The organism is Camelimonas sp. FR25, assembly GCF_059740505.1.
Genome location: NZ_JCAWFG010000078.1, coordinates 55,314 through 72,498, shown reverse-complemented (window position 1 = coordinate 72,498; position 17,185 = coordinate 55,314). Strand labels below are relative to the sequence as shown.

Annotated in this window: 14 protein-coding genes; 9 read left to right on the top strand and 5 right to left on the bottom strand. The window is 65.4% G+C overall.

Features of this window, described 5'->3' with window-relative positions; translation table 11 throughout:
* The first annotated feature begins 58 nt into the window (after positions 1-58).
* The 3 genes from AC6A67_RS09915 (at position 59) to AC6A67_RS09905 (ending at position 3,716) form a co-directional block, all read left to right on the top strand.
* On the top strand, positions 59-796 hold the full coding sequence (locus AC6A67_RS09915) for an SDR family NAD(P)-dependent oxidoreductase (protein ID WP_498036393.1): 738 nt from the start codon (positions 59-61) through the stop codon (positions 794-796).
* Positions 797-939: 143 nt separating this feature from the next.
* Entirely contained in the window at positions 940-2,577 is a 1,638-nt protein-coding gene (locus tag AC6A67_RS09910; RefSeq protein ID WP_498036392.1) for an AMP-binding protein, read from the top strand.
* A 110-nt stretch (positions 2,578-2,687) separates the two neighbouring features.
* Positions 2,688-3,716, top strand: coding sequence for a phosphotransferase family protein (locus AC6A67_RS09905; protein WP_498036391.1), 1,029 nt, complete (start codon positions 2,688-2,690; stop codon positions 3,714-3,716).
* Between the two features lie 221 nt (positions 3,717-3,937).
* Here AC6A67_RS09905 and AC6A67_RS09900 read toward each other — a convergent pair whose 3' ends face one another.
* Positions 3,938-5,092, bottom strand: a complete 1,155-nt coding sequence (locus AC6A67_RS09900) for a CaiB/BaiF CoA transferase family protein (protein ID WP_498036390.1) — start codon at positions 5,090-5,092, stop codon at positions 3,938-3,940.
* A gap of 278 nt (positions 5,093-5,370) precedes the next feature.
* On the opposite strand from AC6A67_RS09900, the gene olsB reads away from it, so the two are divergent.
* Entirely contained in the window at positions 5,371-6,354 is a 984-nt protein-coding gene (gene olsB, locus AC6A67_RS09895) for a l-ornithine N(alpha)-acyltransferase (protein WP_498036389.1), read from the top strand.
* 71 nt (positions 6,355-6,425) lie between these two features.
* Here the strand turns inward: olsB and AC6A67_RS09890 are convergent, their stop codons facing one another.
* The 3 genes from AC6A67_RS09890 to AC6A67_RS09880 form a co-directional block, all read right to left on the bottom strand.
* A complete protein-coding gene (locus AC6A67_RS09890; RefSeq protein WP_498036388.1) occupies positions 6,426-7,301 on the bottom strand; it encodes an SDR family oxidoreductase in 876 nt (291 codons plus the stop codon).
* Positions 7,302-7,462: 161 nt separating this feature from the next.
* Positions 7,463-8,704, bottom strand: coding sequence for a tRNA epoxyqueuosine(34) reductase QueG (gene queG / locus AC6A67_RS09885; RefSeq protein ID WP_498036387.1), 1,242 nt, complete (start codon positions 8,702-8,704; stop codon positions 7,463-7,465).
* 171 nt (positions 8,705-8,875) lie between these two features.
* A complete protein-coding gene (locus AC6A67_RS09880) occupies positions 8,876-9,613 on the bottom strand; it encodes a glutathione S-transferase family protein (RefSeq protein ID WP_498036386.1) in 738 nt (245 codons plus the stop codon).
* A gap of 318 nt (positions 9,614-9,931) precedes the next feature.
* On the opposite strand from AC6A67_RS09880, the gene AC6A67_RS09875 reads away from it, so the two are divergent.
* Positions 9,932-10,735: an undecaprenyl-diphosphate phosphatase gene (locus AC6A67_RS09875; RefSeq protein WP_498036385.1), complete on the top strand. Its 804-nt coding sequence runs from the start codon at positions 9,932-9,934 to the stop codon at positions 10,733-10,735.
* Positions 10,736-10,742: 7 nt separating this feature from the next.
* Here the strand turns inward: AC6A67_RS09875 and nth are convergent, their stop codons facing one another.
* Positions 10,743-11,468 (bottom strand): endonuclease III, encoded by a 726-nt coding sequence (nth, locus tag AC6A67_RS09870; RefSeq protein ID WP_498036384.1) that lies wholly within the window; start codon positions 11,466-11,468, stop codon positions 10,743-10,745.
* Between the two features lie 333 nt (positions 11,469-11,801).
* Between nth and AC6A67_RS09865 the strand changes: the two genes are divergently transcribed.
* From AC6A67_RS09865 to AC6A67_RS09850, 4 genes are all read left to right on the top strand, one after another.
* Positions 11,802-12,347, top strand: coding sequence for a DUF2244 domain-containing protein (locus tag AC6A67_RS09865; protein ID WP_498036383.1), 546 nt, complete (start codon positions 11,802-11,804; stop codon positions 12,345-12,347).
* Positions 12,348-12,865: 518 nt separating this feature from the next.
* The gene (gene dnaK, locus AC6A67_RS09860) at positions 12,866-14,773 is read left to right on the top strand and encodes a molecular chaperone DnaK (RefSeq protein WP_498036382.1); all 1,908 of its coding nucleotides are present in this window, start codon (positions 12,866-12,868) and stop codon (positions 14,771-14,773) included.
* A 313-nt stretch (positions 14,774-15,086) separates the two neighbouring features.
* Entirely contained in the window at positions 15,087-16,217 is a 1,131-nt protein-coding gene (gene dnaJ, locus AC6A67_RS09855) for a molecular chaperone DnaJ (RefSeq protein ID WP_498036381.1), read from the top strand.
* A gap of 305 nt (positions 16,218-16,522) precedes the next feature.
* On the top strand, positions 16,523-17,149 hold the full coding sequence (locus AC6A67_RS09850) for a class I SAM-dependent methyltransferase (protein WP_498036380.1): 627 nt from the start codon (positions 16,523-16,525) through the stop codon (positions 17,147-17,149).
* Positions 17,150-17,185 lie beyond the last annotated feature (36 nt).

Genomic DNA, 17,185 nt, shown 5'->3' with positions numbered 1-17,185 from the left:
CGCCAATAGACCAATAAGCAGAGCCGGGCGCCCAGCCTGGCGCTACGGGGGCACGCACATGAGCGGTTTCGATTTTTCCGGCCGTAACGTCCTGGTTGTGGGCGGCTCAAGCGGCATTGGCAATGGCGTCGCGCAGCAGTTCCGGGCGCATGGCGCCAATGTCCACGTCTGGGGCACGCGCGCCGCGGCAAGTGACTACACTGCAGAGGATGGCTCGGATCTCTCCGGCCTCGGCTACAGCAAGGTCGACGTGTCGAGCGCAGAGGAAGTCGCCGCCGCCACCCTGCCTTTTGCCTCGCTCGACGTGCTGGTGCTGTGCCAGGGCATCGTCGTCTACAAGCGCGGCGAGTTCGAGCGCGACGGCTGGGACAAGGTGATGGCCGTCAACATCGACAGCGTCATGGATTGCTCGCGCAAATTCCGCCAGACGCTCAGCGAAACCCGTGGCAGCATCATCGTGGTCAGCTCGATTTCCGGCCAGCGCGCCAATATCGGCAATCCGGCTTACGCGGCCTCCAAGGCGGCCGCCATCAGCCTGACCAAGACCCTGGGCGCCGCCTGGGCGGGCGAGGGCATCCGGGTCAACGGCATTGCGCCGGGCCTGGTCGACACCAAGCTGACCCGCGTCACCACCCAGAACCCGAAGCGTCTCGAAGGCGCGCTGGCCAAGATCCCGGTCGGCCGCATGGGCACACCGGAAGACATGGCCGGCGCCGCGCTGTTCCTCGCATCGCCCTATGCCTCCTACGTCTGCGGTCAGACGCTGGTCGTCGATGGCGGACTGACGCTTTACTGAGCCGGCTCAACAAAATCTGAGCAAGCCCTGATCGCCTGACCGATCAGGACGACGACCGAAGCAAAATGGCGCAAGCGCAAGGGCTTGCGCCAGGCCGCCGCCCATGACGGGCGCAGCCGACAAGACCCTGCTGGTGGGCTGACATGTTGCCTGTACGCAAGAATAATTACGAAGAAACCTGCGCCGCGTTCCAGTTCGATATCCCTGCCGTCTACAATATGGCGGAAGACGTGTGCGACCGGCACGCCCGCGCCACGCCGGATAATGTCGCGCTGATTCACGAACTCGGCGACGGGCAGGTCCAGACCTGGACCTTCAGCGCCGTCCAGCGCGCCGCCAACCGCGTCGCCAACATGCTGGCCCATTTTGGCGTAGGCCAGGGCGACCGGGTGATGGTGCTGCTCGGCCAGGACCCGGCGACCGCCGTCAGCCATGTCGCCTGCTGGAAGCTGGGCGCGATTTCGATCCCGACCTCGGTGCTGTTTGGCGCCGACGCCATCGAATATCGTCTCAACGACGCCAGCGTAAAAATCGTCATCACCAACCGGGCCAATTACGCAAAGGTCGTGGAGGCGCGCCTCAACGCGCCATCAGTCACCCAGGTCTTTGTCATCGACGGCGCCGAGCCAGGCGCGGAGCCGTTCTGGGATACGGCGCAGAAGGCGTCGGACAGCTTCGACACCCGCCCGCTCACCCCCGATACGCCCGCCTTCATCAGCTACACCTCCGGCACCACTGGCCTGCCAAAAGGCACCCTGCACGCCCACCGGGTGGTGCGCGGTCACATGCCGGGCATCTCCTATATGCTCGACTTCATGCCGCAGCAGGGCGACGTGATCTGGTCGCCGGCTGACTGGTCGTGGCTGGCGGGGCTGATGAACATCCTCATGTGCGGCTGGTGCGCCGGCATCCCGGTGCTGACCTGGCGCGCGCCAGGCTTCGATCCAGGCGAGGCGCTGCGCCTGATGGGGCGTCACAAGGTGCGGGTCGCCATGCTCACGCCCACCATGCTGAAGCTGATCCGCCAGGCCAATTCCCCGCACCTTGAGGATGTGAACCTGCGCGCGGTGGTGTCCGGCACCGAATCGGTGGGCCGCGATCTGCTCGACTGGGCGACCGCGGCATTGCGCATCCAGGTCAATGAAGGCTTCGGCCAGACCGAGTGCAACGTCTGCATCGGCAACAGCTGGCAGGTGCTGGCGCCGCGCCTCGGCTCCCTGGGCAAGGCGGTGCCAGGCATGACGGCGGCCATCGTTGATGACGCCGGACAGGTGTTGCCGGCTGGCGAGACCGGCAATATCGCCCTGCGTCGGGGTCATCCGGTGATGTTCCTCAAATACTGGAACCGCCCCGAGGCCACCGCTGAGAAATACGCAGGCGACTGGCTGCTGACCGGCGACATGGGCGCCATGGATGAGGATGGCTATTTCTGGTACCAGGGCCGCGGCGATGACGTCATCACCTCGTCGGGCTACCGTATCGGCCCCGGCGAGATCGAGGACGCGCTCACCCGCCATCCGGCGGTGGTGATGGCGGCGGCGGTCGGCGTGCCAGATCCTGTGCGCACCGAGGCGATCAAGGCCTTCATCGTGCTGGCCGAGGGCTTCCAGCCGTCGGACGCGCTGGCGGAGGAGATTCGCGAGACGGTGAAATCACGTCTGGCGAAGCATGAATATCCGCGCGCCATCGAATTCATCACCCAGATGCCGATGACCACCACCGGCAAGATCATGCGCCGTGAATTGCGCGAGATGGAAAAGCAGAAGCTGGCGCGGGGCTGAAAAGCTCTGCAGCTGGAACAAACTGGCGTCGCGCAGTAAGGCAGGTTTTCGCCTCAACCCGCGTCGCCGCCTGGCCAGTCGTCAGGAAGGATGCCAACGGGAGGGCAGCGATGGAACACGGCGTTGATTTGGCGGCTCTGGCCGCGTGGATGCAGACCCAGGGGCTTGGCTCGGGGCCCATCACCGATGTCAAAAGCCTGGCGGGCGGCACGCAAAACATCCTGCTTCGCTTCAACCGCGATGGTCGCGGCTATGTGCTGCGTCGCCCGCCGCTGCACCTGCGCGGCAACTCCAACAAGACCATGCAGCGCGAGGCGCGCATGCTCGCCGCCCTCGCCGACACCGACGTGCCGCATCCGCGCTTCATCGCCTCCTGCGACGATGACAGCGTCCTCGGCGCGTTTTTCTATCTGATGCAGCCCATCGACGGCTTCAACGCGGTCACCGGCCTGCCGCCCTATCACGCCGGCTCGGAAGAGGTGCGCCGCCGCATGGGCTTCTCCATGGTCGAGGCCGTGGCGAAGCTTGGCGCCCAGGATTACATCGCGCTCGGCCTCGCCGATTTCGGCAAGGTCGACAATTATCTTGAGCGCCAGGTCGATCGCTGGCGCTCACAGCTCGACAGCTACAAGGAAAACGAAGGCTGGCCGGGCCCGGATTGTCTGCCGGGCGTCGCCCGCGTCGCCGACTGGCTGGCGACCAACATCCCGCCAGATTTCCAGCCAGGCATCATCCATGGCGATTTCCACCTCGCCAACGTCATGTTCCACAATGACAGCCCGGAGCTGGCGGCGATCATTGACTGGGAGCTGACCACCATCGGTGATCCGCTGCTCGATCTCGGCTGGTTGATGGCCACCTGGTCCGAGACCGACACGCCGCGGCCAGACGATGTGGCGGTGACGCCATGGAAGGGTTTTCCGACCATTCCCGAGCTGATCGAGCATTATGGCAAGCACAGCAAGCGCGATCTGACCCACATCAAATGGTATGGCGTGCTCGCCTGCTACAAGCTTGGCATCATCATCGAGGGCACCCACGCCCGCGCCTGCGCCGGCAAGGCCCCCGTCGCCACCGGCGACAAGCTCCACACCCACGCCGTCAGCCTGTTCGAACGCGCCCTGCGCTGGATCGACTGAGCAACTCAAGGGCAACACGGGCGGCAAATACCGCCGCCCGGAAACCTGGGCAAACACGGAGGCGACGTTCGCCAGCAGCGTGACCGTCGCGCCTACAGCCCACGCTCGCTGCAACCTCTCCGGCATGCCCGTGCTCGTCACGGGCATCCACGCTCTTGCCTCATCCCTCGCGCGAACTGCGCCTGGGCCTGCCGCAAGCCCAGAAGACGCAGGCGTATCCGCTAACCAGCGAACTCCCGCCGCAGCGCCGCGCCATGCTCATCCACTTCCGGCACCCGCCGCGCCACAGGCGAGACGCCGTCGTGCAAGGCGCCAGGCCCGAGCAGCGTCACCGCGCCCTGGGCGGTCTCCACCTCGATAAAGCGCGCCTGGGCATGGCTGGCCAGATCATCAAGTCCATTGATGCGCCCCCAGGCGATGCGCGCAGATTCAAGCCGCTCCGACACGGCCTCCCGGCTCAATCCGCCGAACACCGCCAGAATCTCTGCGTCCAGCGCCGGCCGGTTGGCGACGCGGGCGGTATTGTCGCAAAAGCGCGGATCGTCCGCGAGCTCAGGACGTCCCAGCACGGCCTCGCACAGCGTGCGCCACTCCCGCTCGTTCTGGATCGAGAACAGGATTTCCCGGTCGCCCGCGCAGGCATAGGCGCCATAGGGCGCGATGGTCGGGTGGTTCAGCCCCATGCGCTTGACCTCGGCGCCGCCCAGCACATGCTGCAGATAGGGCACGTTCATCCAGTCGGCGAGGGCGTGGAACAGTGAGACGGCGATGTGACGTCCAATCCCGGTGCGCGCCCGGCCAATGAGCGCCTGAAGGATCGCCTGATGCGCCGTCATGCCGGCGGCGATATCACACACCGAAACGCCGACGCGCCCGGAGCCCTCCGGCGTGCCAGTGATGCCGGCCAGTCCGGTTTCGCCCTGCACCAGCAGATCATAGGCCTTGAGGTGCTGTAGCGGCCCCTCTTCGCCATAGCCGGATATCGAACAGGTGATCAGCGCCGGATTGGCGGCGCGCAACCCTGCCATGTCGAGCCCCAGCGCTGACAGCACCCCCGGCGCTGCATTCTGGATAAACACGTCGGCTTTCAGCGCCATGCGGCGGATCATGGCGATGTCGCCTGCGTCGCGCAGATCGACCGCGATGGATTCCTTGCCCCGGTTCAGCCAGACGAAATAGCTGCTTTGCCCGTGCACATGCCGGTCGTAGCGGCGGGCGAAATCGCCTTCGGCGCGCTCGATCTTGATCACCCTGGCCCCGGCGTCAGCGAGCCGGCTGGAGGCGTAAGGCGCAGCCACCGCCTGTTCCACCGAAACCACCAGCAGCCCGTCCAGGTCGCCGCGCCATCCGGAAGCTGTTGCGCCATCTGTGTTCATGCCACCTCTCCCTGCTGCGCCCGGGCAGCCTGCGTCGCATCTGGCACGGGCACGGGCGCAGGTCAAAACTCTGACTGGCCCGGTGTTTGCGCCATCATCCGCTGCTGCGCCACGCGCCGGCCACATGCTGACGCAAAGGCGGCCCGACCTGTTGTGCACAAAGGGCCGCCATTGTCACAATTCAGCGCAGCCAATATGCTTATACATGGCCTGGAGACAGGCTTGCGCCGGCTGGGGCGTGGTTAGGCCTGTGATGCGATGATGAGGCGCGTCTTCCCATGAGAAGTCACAGGCCTGGCCCGTTGCCCCCCACGGCGAATCCACTGATCACGCGTTTTGCGCCGCTATTGTCAGCCGCCATGCTGTACCCGGCGCGTCGTGCAGGAAATGGGGCGCTGAAACTGATTCCCGGGCATGTGACGTTGCCAGACGAGGTCGCAGACCTGGGCGGTATCGCCCCGGTGCTCGGACGCATTGGCGCGCTTGAAGTTCGTCTCGCCACCACCCGCAAGCAGATCAAGCAGGCGCAACGCCTGCGCTACCGGGTGTTCTTCGAGGAGATGTCCGCCGCACCCAATCCGGCCGCGCGACTTGTGCGTCGCGACATGGATGCGTTCGACGCCATTTGCGACCATCTTTTGGTGCTCGACTATGGCGACGCCGACCCTGCGGCAGGCGCCAACGCCAGGCCGACAGTCGTCGGCACCTATCGCCTGCTGCGGCAGGAAGTCGCCGAGCGCCACTCCGGCTTCTACACGGCGAGCGAGTTTGACATCGCCCCATTGCTGGCGCGGCACAAGGGTTTGCGTTTTCTGGAGCTCGGCCGCTCCTGCGTGCTGAAGGAATATCGCACCAAGCGCACGGTGGAGCTTCTGTGGCAGGGCATCTGGAATTATGTGCGCCACCATCGCATCGACGCGATGTTTGGCTGCGCCAGCTTCGACGGGATTGATCCTGATCGCCTCGCCTTGCCGCTCAGCTTCCTGCACCATTTCGCCGCCGCGCCAGACGACTGGAACGTGACGCCGCTGCCGTCGCGCATGGTCTCGATGAACCGTATGGCCAAGGAAGAGGTCGAGCCCCGCAAGGCGATGCATGCCCTGCCGCCGCTGATCAAGGGCTATCTGCGGCTCGGCGCCAGCTTCGGCGCAGGCGCCGTGGTCGACCGGCAGTTCGGCACCACAGACGTGCTGGTGCTGCTGCCAGTGTCCGTGATTAGCCAGCGCTACATCAATCACTTCACTGGCGCGGGCGAGGCCTGATCGGCGGTGCGGCGGCGTCCGGTCATCGGGCCCCGAAAAGGCAAGCCGTCTGACAGCCAGGGCAGGGCGGATCAGCGTCCCTCGCCGGCTTGCGCCAGAGCGGTGAGCCCCTCGCGATAGCTGGGATAGCGCAGTTTCACACCCAGCTCTTCACGCATCCGCCGGTTGCTGACGCGCTTGTTCTCGCCCCAGAAGCTGAGCGCCATGGGCGAGAAATTGGCGTCAGCAAAAGGGATTGCTGGCGGCGGAGCGACGCCCAGCAACGCCGCTGCAAATTCAATCGGCAATTCCGGCGCACAGGGCTCGCTGTCGGTGACGTTCCATGCCCGCTGTTCGACCTGCGCGCGCGCAAAGGCGGCGTCCATCGCCTGGGCGATGTCGGCGGTGTGAATGCGATTGAACACCTGGCCCGCGCGGATCACCCGGTGGGCGGTCCCCTGACGCAGCTTCACCAGCTGATTGCGGCCCGGCCCATAAATGCCCGACAGACGCAGCACATGCACCGCCTTGTTGGCGGCGGCGCCCAGCGTCAGCCATTGCTGCTCCACCTCGATGCGCTGGCGATTGCGCGCGCTGCCCGGCCGCAGCGCCGCATCCTCGTCGATCACGGCGCCCTGATGGTCGCCATAGACGCCGATGGTCGACAGATAGACGATGCTGCGCAGCTTCGGCGCCATCGCCAGGGCGTCTGCGAAATGGCGCAACACCGGGTCGCCGGCCCCGTCTGGCGCTGCGGAGATCAGCACATGGGTGGCGGTGGTCAGGCGCTCGCCGAGCGCGGTGACGGCGCGCGCATCTGGCTGCTCGCTGTCGAAGGCGTAGATGTCAACGCCGGCTATCTGCGCCGGCTGGCGGCGGGTCGCCGTGACGCGATCAAAGCGTCCGCCATATTCCGCCACATAGGCCGAGGCTGAAAAGCCCAGCCCGAACACCACCAGCTCCGCCATGTCCGCCGTTCTCCATTCGAACGTGACCATAGCGCTGGCGCCGCCGCCGCTCAAATGCCTCCCCGTTCGTGGTTAGCCATCATACCAGGCCGCAACGTTGCTGACCGATCTGCGACCAGCAATGCGCAGAAGCCTCCCGGGTAAGACCATTAGCCGTCGCGTCATGCTTGTCGGGTGATGATATCTGTCGCTGTATCATCCAGCGCCAGGCGCCATTCAGCCCGCACCGCAGCATCATCCTCTGCCGCAAAGTCTGGCGCCAGCGCACGCAGCATGGCCGGCGCCAGCTGCGCGAGCGCCCACACCGCCGCGCCGCGCACCAGCGGGGCCGCGTCTCGGAGCAGTCCCGCGACCTGGCCGCTGAGCTGCGCATCCCCCGAGTTACCGGCGGCGATCAGCACATTACGCATGAACCGGTCGCGCCCGGTGCGCTTGACCGGCGTGCCGGCGAAGCGCGCGCGAAAGGCGGCGTCATCGAGCGCCAGCAACTCGGCCAAGGGCGGCAGATGGTGCCGTGGATCGACAGCCAGCCGCGCATCCCGCCCGGCTTTGGCGAATTTGTTCCACGGGCAGACGGCGAGGCAGTCGTCGCAGCCAAAAATCCGGTTGCCGATCGCCGGGCGCAACTCAGGCGGCACCGGCCCGTCATGCTCAATGGTGAGATAGGATATGCAGCGGCGCGAATCGAGCTGGAACGGCGCCGGAAACGCCTGGGTCGGACAGATGTCGAGGCAGGCGCGGCACGAGCCGCAGCTCTGGCGGCCCGGCGTATCGGGCGGCAGGTCCGCACTGGTGAGAATCACCCCGAGAAACAACCAGTTGCCAAGCTCGCGCGACAACAGAACAGTGTGCTTACCCTGCCAGCCGAGCCCTGCGCGCGCCGCCAGTGGCTTCTCCATCAGCGGCGCGGTGTCGACGAACACCTTGACGTCGGCGCCGCCACGCGTCGCGAGGAAAGCGGCGACCTGCTTCAGGCGGCCCTTGATGACCTCGTGATAGTCGCGGCGCTGGGCGTAAACCGAGATCAGGCCGCGTCGCCGCTCCAATAGCCCGTCAAGCGGGTTGTGATCCGGGCCATAGTTCAGGCCGAGCACCAGCGCCGAGCGCGCCTCTGGCCACATGCCTTGCGGGCCCACCCGCCGCTCGATGCGGTCGGCCATCCAGGTCATGCCGCCCTGATAGCCGGCGGCCAGCCATTGTTGCAGGTGCGCGCCAGTCTGCGGCACGGCGTCCGCAGGCGCGACGCCAGCCACGTCAAAGCCTTCCGCCCGCGCCCGCGCAATCACCGCCTGCTTGAGCGCATCGCCCGCAAGAATGGGTGCTTTGGCCTTGCGCCTGGTGAGGTTCGCGTCGACGGGGCGGGGGGGCTGCGTTTTCCGGTCAGGGACGACGTCAGACGGCATGTCAGGCGCTCCCTTGCTGTCATCTGCGCGGTGGCGTCCGCGCGCTGCCCAAGGCGTATCCAGCCTCTTATACCAGGATGCGAAGATGCTGACGTATCCGCATCCTGAAATGCTCAGGCGCCGCACGGGCTTGGCCAGAACGCGATGAGTCACGCTCATCGGGTTCTGGTTTTACACCCGGGCGTAGCCTGAAGCAGGCGCCATGCCAGGCACCATATCCTGCAGCAGCGTCTGAAACGACGGTCGCGCCTTGATCCGCGCGTACCAGGCGCTCGCCGCCTCGTCCTCGCTCCACGGCACGTCGCCGAGATAGTCGACGCAGGACAGATGCGCCGCCGCCGCCAGATCGGCGCAGGTGACGCGATCACCGGCGAGCCAGGGCTTGTCGCGCAGCAGATAGCCGATATAGCGCAAATGATAGCGCACATTGTTGCGCGCGGCGCGCACGCCGTTCATGTCCGGCGGCCCGCCGCCGAGTTCGCTGGCCATGAAGCGCTTGTAGATCTTCTCCGTGCACAGATAGGTCGTGACCTCCGAGAAGAATTTCTCATTGAACCAGGCGGTCAGGCGGCGAACCTCTGCGCGCGCCGCAATCCCACCAGGCAGCAAACGCTGGTCGGGATGCTTCTCGCCCAGCAATTCATCGAGATATTCGCTGATGACCGCCGCGCCGCTGAGGGTGAGCGGCGTCAGATTGCGCGGCGTGTCATCCGTATCGCGACCATCCGGGTGCAACGTGCCTGTGACCTGCAGCACCGGCGTCTCCCCGGCCGGATTGAGCATCAGAAACGCATTCCGGCGTTCCCAGGGCCTCACTTCCACCAGCTCTGGCTGATGGCCGTATTCGCCCAGCAACAGGCGGACAAAACGGGAGTGCGGGCAGAAGGCGTGATGGTGCAGGGTGGCCATCAGGGGCGGTTCCACTCCGGCGTCTTGCGACGTCCGGTCCAGATTGTGACGGGGAAGGCGCCCATATACCCAGGCTGCTTGACCAGGACAACCAGCGTCCCGGATCGTGGTCTGGCGGTTCCAGCGTCTTGCGGGGCCATTAACAGTCCATTCAACGCTTCAGGCGTAACTGCCTTGGGCCTTTCAGCCCCATAACAGGGGCATGATAACGGGGGGCGCTGGCCGCCAGGTTAACGGGCGGCGCGATTCAACCGGTATCGCCACGGAATGTGGCGACCATCCGGCGCGATGGGACAATTGGCGCCTGGAGCAATGGTGATGGATGGCATTGAAGCGCTAAAGGCGGCCGTGCTCGGGCTGGTCGAGGGCCTGACGGAATTTCTCCCGGTGTCATCGACCGGGCATCTGCTGTTGCTCGGTCATTTCCTTGGCTTTGAATCCAAGGGTCACACCTTCGAGGTGCTGATCCAGCTCGGCGCCATCCTCGCCATCCTGTCCGTCTACGCTGGCCGCATCGTCTTCCTGCTGCGCACCCTGCCCACGCGGCCAGAGACCCGGCGATTTATCCTCGGCGTGTTGCTTGGCTTCCTGCCGGCGGCCCTGCTTGGCGTTCTGCTGCATGGCTTCATCAAGTCCGTGCTGTTCAACCCGTGGATCGTCTGCATCTCGCTGATCGTCGGCGGCTTCATCCTGCTGGTGGTCGACAACCTCAGGCTGGAGGTGCGACAGGACGACGCCGAAAGCTTCCCGTTGAAGATGTATCTCGCCATTGGCGCGGCCCAGTGCCTGGCGATGATCCCCGGCGTGTCGCGCTCCGGCGCCACCATCGTCAGCGCCATGCTGATGGGCTCGTCCAAGCGCGCCGCCGCCGAGTTCTCGTTCTGGCTGGCCATGCCGACCATGGCCGGCGCCTTCACCTGGGATTTGATCAAGAACTACAAGCACCTGACCTTCCACGACGGCTCCCTGATCGTCATCGGCTTCGTCATGGCCTTCGCATCGGGCCTGTTCGTGGTGCGCAGCCTGCTCGATTATGTCTCGAAGCGCGGCTTCTCCCTGTTCGCCTATTGGCGCCTCGTCGTTGGCGCAGCCGGCCTCGCCGGCCTGATTGTCTTCGGCTGAGCCCGCGTTACGACTCGAACGGGATGGCGACCTTCGGCGCGTTGGGCGCCGGGGTCTTCGGTTCGAAGCGGCACAGATCGGCGATCAGGCAACGCCAACACTCCGGCTTGCGCGCCTTGCACACATAGCGGCCGTGCAGGATCAGCCAATGGTGGGCGTGGAGCAGATATTGCTCCGGTATGATCTTCATAAGCCCCAGCTCCACCGCGAGCGGCGTCTTGCCAGGCGCCAGCGGCAGGCGGTTGGAGATGCGGAACAGATGGGTGTCGACAGCGATGGTCGGCACGCCGAAGAAGATGTTCAGCACCACATTCGCCGTCTTGCGGCCAACGCCTGGCAATTCCTCCAACAGCGCCCGATCAGCCGGCACCTCGCCGCCGTGCCTGTCGACCAGGATCTGCGACATCGCCATGACATTACGCGCCTTGGCGCGAAACAGCCCGATGGTCTTGATGTGGTCACGGACGACATCCTCGCCCAGCGCCAGCATCTTCTGCGGCGTGTCGGCGATGGCGAACAGGGCTCGGGTCGCCTTGTTAACGCCGACGTCGGTGGCCTGGGCCGACAGCGCCACCGCCACCAGCAAGGTGTAGGCGTTGACATATTCCAGCTCGCCCTCCGGTTCGGGATTGGCGGCCTGAAAACGCGCGAACACCGCATTGATTTCCGCCTTGGACAGCGGGCGTGGCCCTGCAGGCTTTTTACGCGGGGAGGCGGATTTGCTGATGGTCATGGCCCGGTTATGATCAAAGCGGTCGTGACAGGCAATGCGCGAGCTGGCCGATTGGCAATGCGCGGCCCCCTGGCGCGGCCCCTTGGCGCGGCCCCCTGGCGCGGCGGCCAGGCGCGACAGGGCGCGTTGGCGCAGGCTGAATGAGCGCCTTCGTCATCGTCGCCGGTGGCCTGCGGCAGCTGGGCGCGCCGCGCACGGACGCCTGCCTTTCCCCTTGCTGTGAAAGCGCAAACTCAGCCATCGTCGGGACGCGTTGCCATGACGCATGGGTCCGGCGAGAACGAAGCTCCACTTTCTGGTAAATGCTCCAGCGTCGCGAAACGGGGGCGCCCCGTGGCAAATGAAACGATGATCACCGCTCACGCTTCCACGCAGCCGCACGGTCCAGCCTCTGGCCCCGTGCACGAGTTCCGCGCGCTCATCACCCCGCATCGCTCGCTGGGCCCGCGTGGCTTCAGGCTGGTGATGGCCCTGGTGCTGGTCAGCAGCGTCGTGGGCAGCCTGCCTTTCGTGTTCATCGGCGCCTGGCCAGTGGCTGGCTTCTTTGGCCTCGATCTTCTCGCGCTATTTGTCGCCTTCCGGCTGAGCTATTATCGGGCCAGGGCGTTCGAAGAGATCGTGGTCGATAACGCCAGCCTGTTTTTGCGCAAGGTGTCGCACACTGGCGAGCAGGCCGAGTGGCGCCTCAACCCTCTGTGGACCACGCTGCTGCGCGAACACGATGAGGAGTTCGGTCTGTTGCGGCTTAGCCTCGCCTCCCGCGGCGCCGTGATCCCGGTCGCCGAGGCGCTGTCGGCAGAAGAGCGCGAGGGCTTCGCTGCAGCGCTCGCCGGCGCGCTCAGCGCGGCGCGCCGCGGCGAACTGCGGCCCTGGCCATGAGCCCGGCGCGCGCGTAGTTGGCTGCGCGGCGCCCGCCTTTACTGGCCAGCCAACCGCCTGATGATCAGGCTGCCGCACCGCGCATCCGTCTTCGCTAACGCGCGCTTCATGCGCAAGGTCGTCTGACCTTATGCGGTCGCGAAAGGATGTGTGCGCGACATCTTGCGCATCGCGCCACGCGCCGCCAGTTGAAGACGCGATACGCGTGAGGCGTCACACCGCTATGCACGTCAACCGTGTCGGCCACACATTGGGCGGAGGCAATATGCGACGCAGGGCTGTGCCTGCAAGCAGGAGGCATGCGCTTGCGTGACGCCAGCTTGCCCTGGGGCAGGTAGCCATGACGCAAATGCAGCATCCGATCGGCTTGCGAGGCCAGTGGCGCGCTCCTATATAGCCGCAAGAGCACGGGAACACCGTCTGGGTTTCCAGCCGTCATGCCGAAATGGATGACGGACTGGGCCATGGCCGGGTCGCTTCGGGGCCTGGCGGTCTGCTTTAAGAGTGAGGGATCAATCATGGGTAAGGTCATCGGTATCGACCTCGGCACCACCAATTCCTGCGTCGCTGTCATGGACGGCTCGACGCCGAAAGTTATCGAGAACGCGGAAGGCGCGCGCACCACGCCGTCGATCGTTGCGTTCACTGACGATGGCGAGCGCCTCGTCGGCCAGCCGGCCAAGCGCCAGGCTGTCACCAATCCGGAAGACACCTTCTTCGCCATCAAGCGCCTCATCGGCCGCTCGTTCGATGATCCGATGACCCAGAAGGACATCGGCCTCGTCCCTTACAAGATCGTCAAGGGCAAGAACGGCGACGCGTGGGTTGAATCCGACGGCAAGGACTATTCACCGTCGCAGATTTCCGCCTTCACCCTGCAGAAGATGAAGGAAACCGCAGAGGCGTTCCTTGGTCAGCCTGTTGACCAGGCCGTCATCACGGTTCCGGCCTACTTCAACGACGCCCAGCGTCAGGCCACCAAGGACGCCGGCAAGATCGCCGGCCTCGAAGTGCTGCGCATCATCAACGAGCCGACCGCCGCGGCGCTGGCCTATGGCCTCGACAAGAAGGCTGCTGGCACCATCGCCGTGTACGACCTTGGCGGCGGCACCTTCGACGTCTCGATCCTCGAGATTGGCGACGGCGTCTTCGAGGTGAAGTCGACCAATGGCGACACCTTCCTGGGCGGCGAAGACTTCGACATGCGTCTGGTCGAGTACCTCGCGGACGAGTTCAAGAAGGAGCAGGGCGTCGACCTGAAGAAGGACAAACTCGCCCTGCAGCGACTGAAGGAAGCTGCTGAGAAGGCCAAGATCGAGCTGTCGTCGGCGGCGCAGACCGAGATCAACCTGCCGTACATCACGGCGGATGCATCTGGTCCGAAGCACCTGGCGCTCAAGCTGTCGCGCGCCAAGTTCGAGAGCCTTGTTGACGATCTGATCCAGCGCACCGTCGAGCCGTGCCGCAAGGCGCTGAAGGACGCAGGTCTTTCGGCTGGCCAGATCGACGAAGTGGTTCTGGTCGGCGGCATGACCCGCATGCCCAAGGTCCAGGAAGTCGTGAAGCAGTTCTTCGGCAAGGAGCCCCACAAGGGCGTCAACCCGGACGAAGTGGTCGCCATCGGCGCCGCTGTCCAGGCTGGCGTGCTGCAGGGCGACGTCAAGGACGTGCTGCTGCTCGACGTGACCCCGCTGTCGCTGGGCATTGAGACCCTTGGCGGCGTGTTCACCCGTCTGATCGACCGCAACACCACGATCCCGACCAAGAAGAGCCAGGTGTTCTCGACGGCTGAAGACAACCAGACCGCCGTGACCATCCGCGTCTTCCAGGGCGAGCGTGAGATGGCCGCCGACAACAAGGCGCTGGGCCAGTTCGATCTGGTCGGCATCCCGTCGGCGCCGCGCGGCGTGCCGCAGGTCGAGGTGACCTTCGACATCGACGCCAATGGCATCGTCAATGTGTCGGCCCGCGACAAGGCGACCGGCAAGGAGCAGGCGATCCGCATCCAGGCGTCGGGCGGTCTGTCAGATGCTGACATCGAAAAGATGGTCAGGGACGCCGAGGCCAACGCTGAGGAAGACAAGAAGCGTCGCGCGCTGGTTGAGGCGAAGAACCAGGGTGAAGCCCTGATCAATTCGACCGAGAAGTCTGTGGCCGAATATGGCGACAAGGTTTCGGCCACCGACAAGGCTGGCATTGAAACCGCCGTCGCTGCACTCAAGACGGCGTTGGAAGGTGACGACGTCGCCGCCATCGAGGCGCGCACCAATGAGCTGATGCAGGCGTCGATGAAGCTTGGCCAGGCCATGTATGAGGCCCAGCAGGCCTCTGAGGCCGATGGCGCTGACGCTGGCGCGAAGAAGAAAGACGACGACGTCATCGACGCCGATTTCCAGGAAGTCGACGACAACAAGAAGAACGGCTAAGCCGTGATGGTGACGGGGCCGCGTTATCGCGGCCCCGTCGCTGTTCGGGGCAGTTGTTGCGGCCAAAGCACGCCGCGCGTCGCACGGCCCCCTGCGTCTTTACCAGCGTGCCTGGCGTCGCTATCTCAGACCCCAGCCGCATGATTTCTGCGCGCCCCATGCCGGGCGTCGCAGCGATCGAACACAATTGCTCAAAACGACAACGCCTGGAGCAACATCCGACGACGCGCCCGGGCGCGGCAGGTCGCCTTACGCGCCAGTCAACGCGCCCATATCGCGTCACGTCACAGGATTCAGGTCTGGAAATTGCCCGATGGCCAAGCGCTGCTATTACGAAGTCCTTGAGGTCGAGCGAACCGCGACCGATGGCGAACTCAAGGTCGCCTTTCGCAAACTGGCGATGAAATGGCACCCGGACAAGAATCAGGGCGACGCCGCCGCCGAGGTGCGATTCAAGGAAATCGCAGAAGCTTACGAGGTCCTCAAGGATCCCCAGAAACGCGGCGCTTATGACCGTTACGGTCATGCTGCGTTCGAGCAGGGCGGCGCCGGCGGTGGGCCGGGCTTCGGCGCTGATTTCTCCGATTTCATGACCGACATCTTCGACAATTTCTTCGGGGACAGTCGGGGCCGGGCCGGCGGCCGTCAGGGCCGAAATCGCGGCGCTGACGTGCGCTATGACCTCGAGATCACGCTTGAGGAAGCCTTCGCCGGCAAGACCGCCTCGATCCGCGTGCCTACGGCCATTCGTTGCGACACTTGCGAAGGTACAGGCGCCAAATCCGGCTCGCGGCCGAAGACCTGCGCCACCTGCGGCGGCGTCGGCCAGGTCCGCGCCACCCAGGGCTTTTTCGCCATCCAACGCACCTGCCCAACCTGCGGCGGACGTGGCGAGGTCATCGAAAATCCGTGTGACGTCTGCCACGGCGCCGGGCGCGTCACCAAGGAGCGCACCCTGTCGGTCAATGTGCCGGCTGGCGTCGAGGATGGCACCCGCATCCGCCTGTCGGGCGAGGGCGAAGCCGGCTCGAACGGCGGCCCGCCTGGCGACCTCTATATCTTCCTGTCGATCCAGCCGCACGCCATCTTCCAGCGCGACGGCGCTGATCTGTTCTGCCGCGCGCCGGTGTCGATGACCCTGGCGGCGTTGGGCGGTGAGTTCGATGCGCCGACCCTGGACGGACAGCCGGCCAAGGTGGCGATCCCGGAAGGGGCGCAGACCGGTCGCCAGCTCCGCCTCAAGGGCAAGGGCATGCCGGTGCTGCGCAGCCGCAGCGTCGGCGATCTTTACATCCAGGTTGTGGTCGAGACGCCGCAGAACCTGTCGAAGCGCCAGCGCGAGCTGCTGCAGGAATTTGAGCGCGAGTCCTCTGGCGAAACCCATCCGGAGAGCGCCGGCTTCCTGTCGCGCGTCAAGGAACTGTTCGGCGGCCTCGGCGGCTGAGCACAGCCGAAGCCGCCGGGCGACTGGCGCTGCGGCGCGTGGCTTGCCAGCGCCTTGCACATTGCCTCGCGGCGGTGAGGCGTGCGCTTCACCCAGCCGCTGTCATCAGTCTTGTGACAGCCGGGGTCTTTGCGTCGGCCCGCAACGGGTGTAACCAGATCGGGCCGCTGCAATGATTGTTGCAGCGTCGGCCTCTACCCGGATGGAAGGACCTCCATGTCAACTGGCGATCACCGATTGCTCATGCATGCGAGCGACCACAGCAGCCGTCCATCGGCCATCTGCTTCGCTGGAGCCCGTTGATCTTGGCCCGTGAACGCACTTTCGGGAAATCCCCGGTTCGCATCGATGACGAGGCGCGCTTCCTGCGCTCCTGGGTCGAGAAGCCGCTGGTGACGGGCGCCGTCACCCCCTCAGGCAAGATGCTGGCCCGCACCATGGCCAGCTATCTTGATCCGTCTGCGCCTGGTCAGGTGGTCGAACTTGGCCCTGGCACAGGTCCGGTGACCGAAGCCATCCTGCGGCGCGGCGTCAGTGAAGATCGTCTGATCCTCGTTGAATACAATGAGGACTTTTGCCGTCTGCTGGCGCGCCGCTTTCCCGCCGCCATGGTGTTGCAGGGCGACGCCTACAAGTTCCCGCAGCTGTTGAAAGACGCGCTCAACGGTCCCGCCGCAGCCACCGTCTCCAGCCTGCCGCTGTTCACCAAACCCCTGCCGCAGCGCATGGCCTTGCTCAATGACGCCTTCGGCGTCATGGCTCCGGGCGCGCCCTTTATCCAGTTCACCTATTCGCCGGTGTCGCCGATCCCGAAGTCGCAGGACTACACCTCCGAGCCGTCGGGTCGGGTGTGGTGGAACCTGCCGCCCGCGCGGGTCTGGGCCTATCGCAAGGCCGGTCCGGAAGGGGCGCGCGCCGCTGGGCGTCGCTGACGCCAAAAAGCCGCTGGCGGTCGCGCCGCACACTTG

Coding starts and splice junctions, on each gene's coding strand:
- olsB (WP_498036389.1), top strand. CDS start 5,371: ATGAGAAGTCACAGGCCTGGCCCGTTGCCCCCCACGGCGAATCCACTG.
- dnaK (WP_498036382.1), top strand. CDS start 12,866: ATGGGTAAGGTCATCGGTATCGACCTCGGCACCACCAATTCCTGCGTC.
- AC6A67_RS09905 (WP_498036391.1), top strand. CDS start 2,688: ATGGAACACGGCGTTGATTTGGCGGCTCTGGCCGCGTGGATGCAGACC.
- AC6A67_RS09880 (WP_498036386.1), bottom strand. CDS start 9,613: ATGGCCACCCTGCACCATCACGCCTTCTGCCCGCACTCCCGTTTTGTC.
- AC6A67_RS09910 (WP_498036392.1), top strand. CDS start 940: ATGTTGCCTGTACGCAAGAATAATTACGAAGAAACCTGCGCCGCGTTC.
- nth (WP_498036384.1), bottom strand. CDS start 11,468: ATGACCATCAGCAAATCCGCCTCCCCGCGTAAAAAGCCTGCAGGGCCA.
- AC6A67_RS09900 (WP_498036390.1), bottom strand. CDS start 5,092: ATGAACACAGATGGCGCAACAGCTTCCGGATGGCGCGGCGACCTGGAC.
- AC6A67_RS09915 (WP_498036393.1), top strand. CDS start 59: ATGAGCGGTTTCGATTTTTCCGGCCGTAACGTCCTGGTTGTGGGCGGC.
- AC6A67_RS09890 (WP_498036388.1), bottom strand. CDS start 7,301: ATGGCGGAGCTGGTGGTGTTCGGGCTGGGCTTTTCAGCCTCGGCCTAT.
- dnaJ (WP_498036381.1), top strand. CDS start 15,087: ATGGCCAAGCGCTGCTATTACGAAGTCCTTGAGGTCGAGCGAACCGCG.
- AC6A67_RS09875 (WP_498036385.1), top strand. CDS start 9,932: ATGGATGGCATTGAAGCGCTAAAGGCGGCCGTGCTCGGGCTGGTCGAG.
- queG (WP_498036387.1), bottom strand. CDS start 8,704: ATGCCGTCTGACGTCGTCCCTGACCGGAAAACGCAGCCCCCCCGCCCC.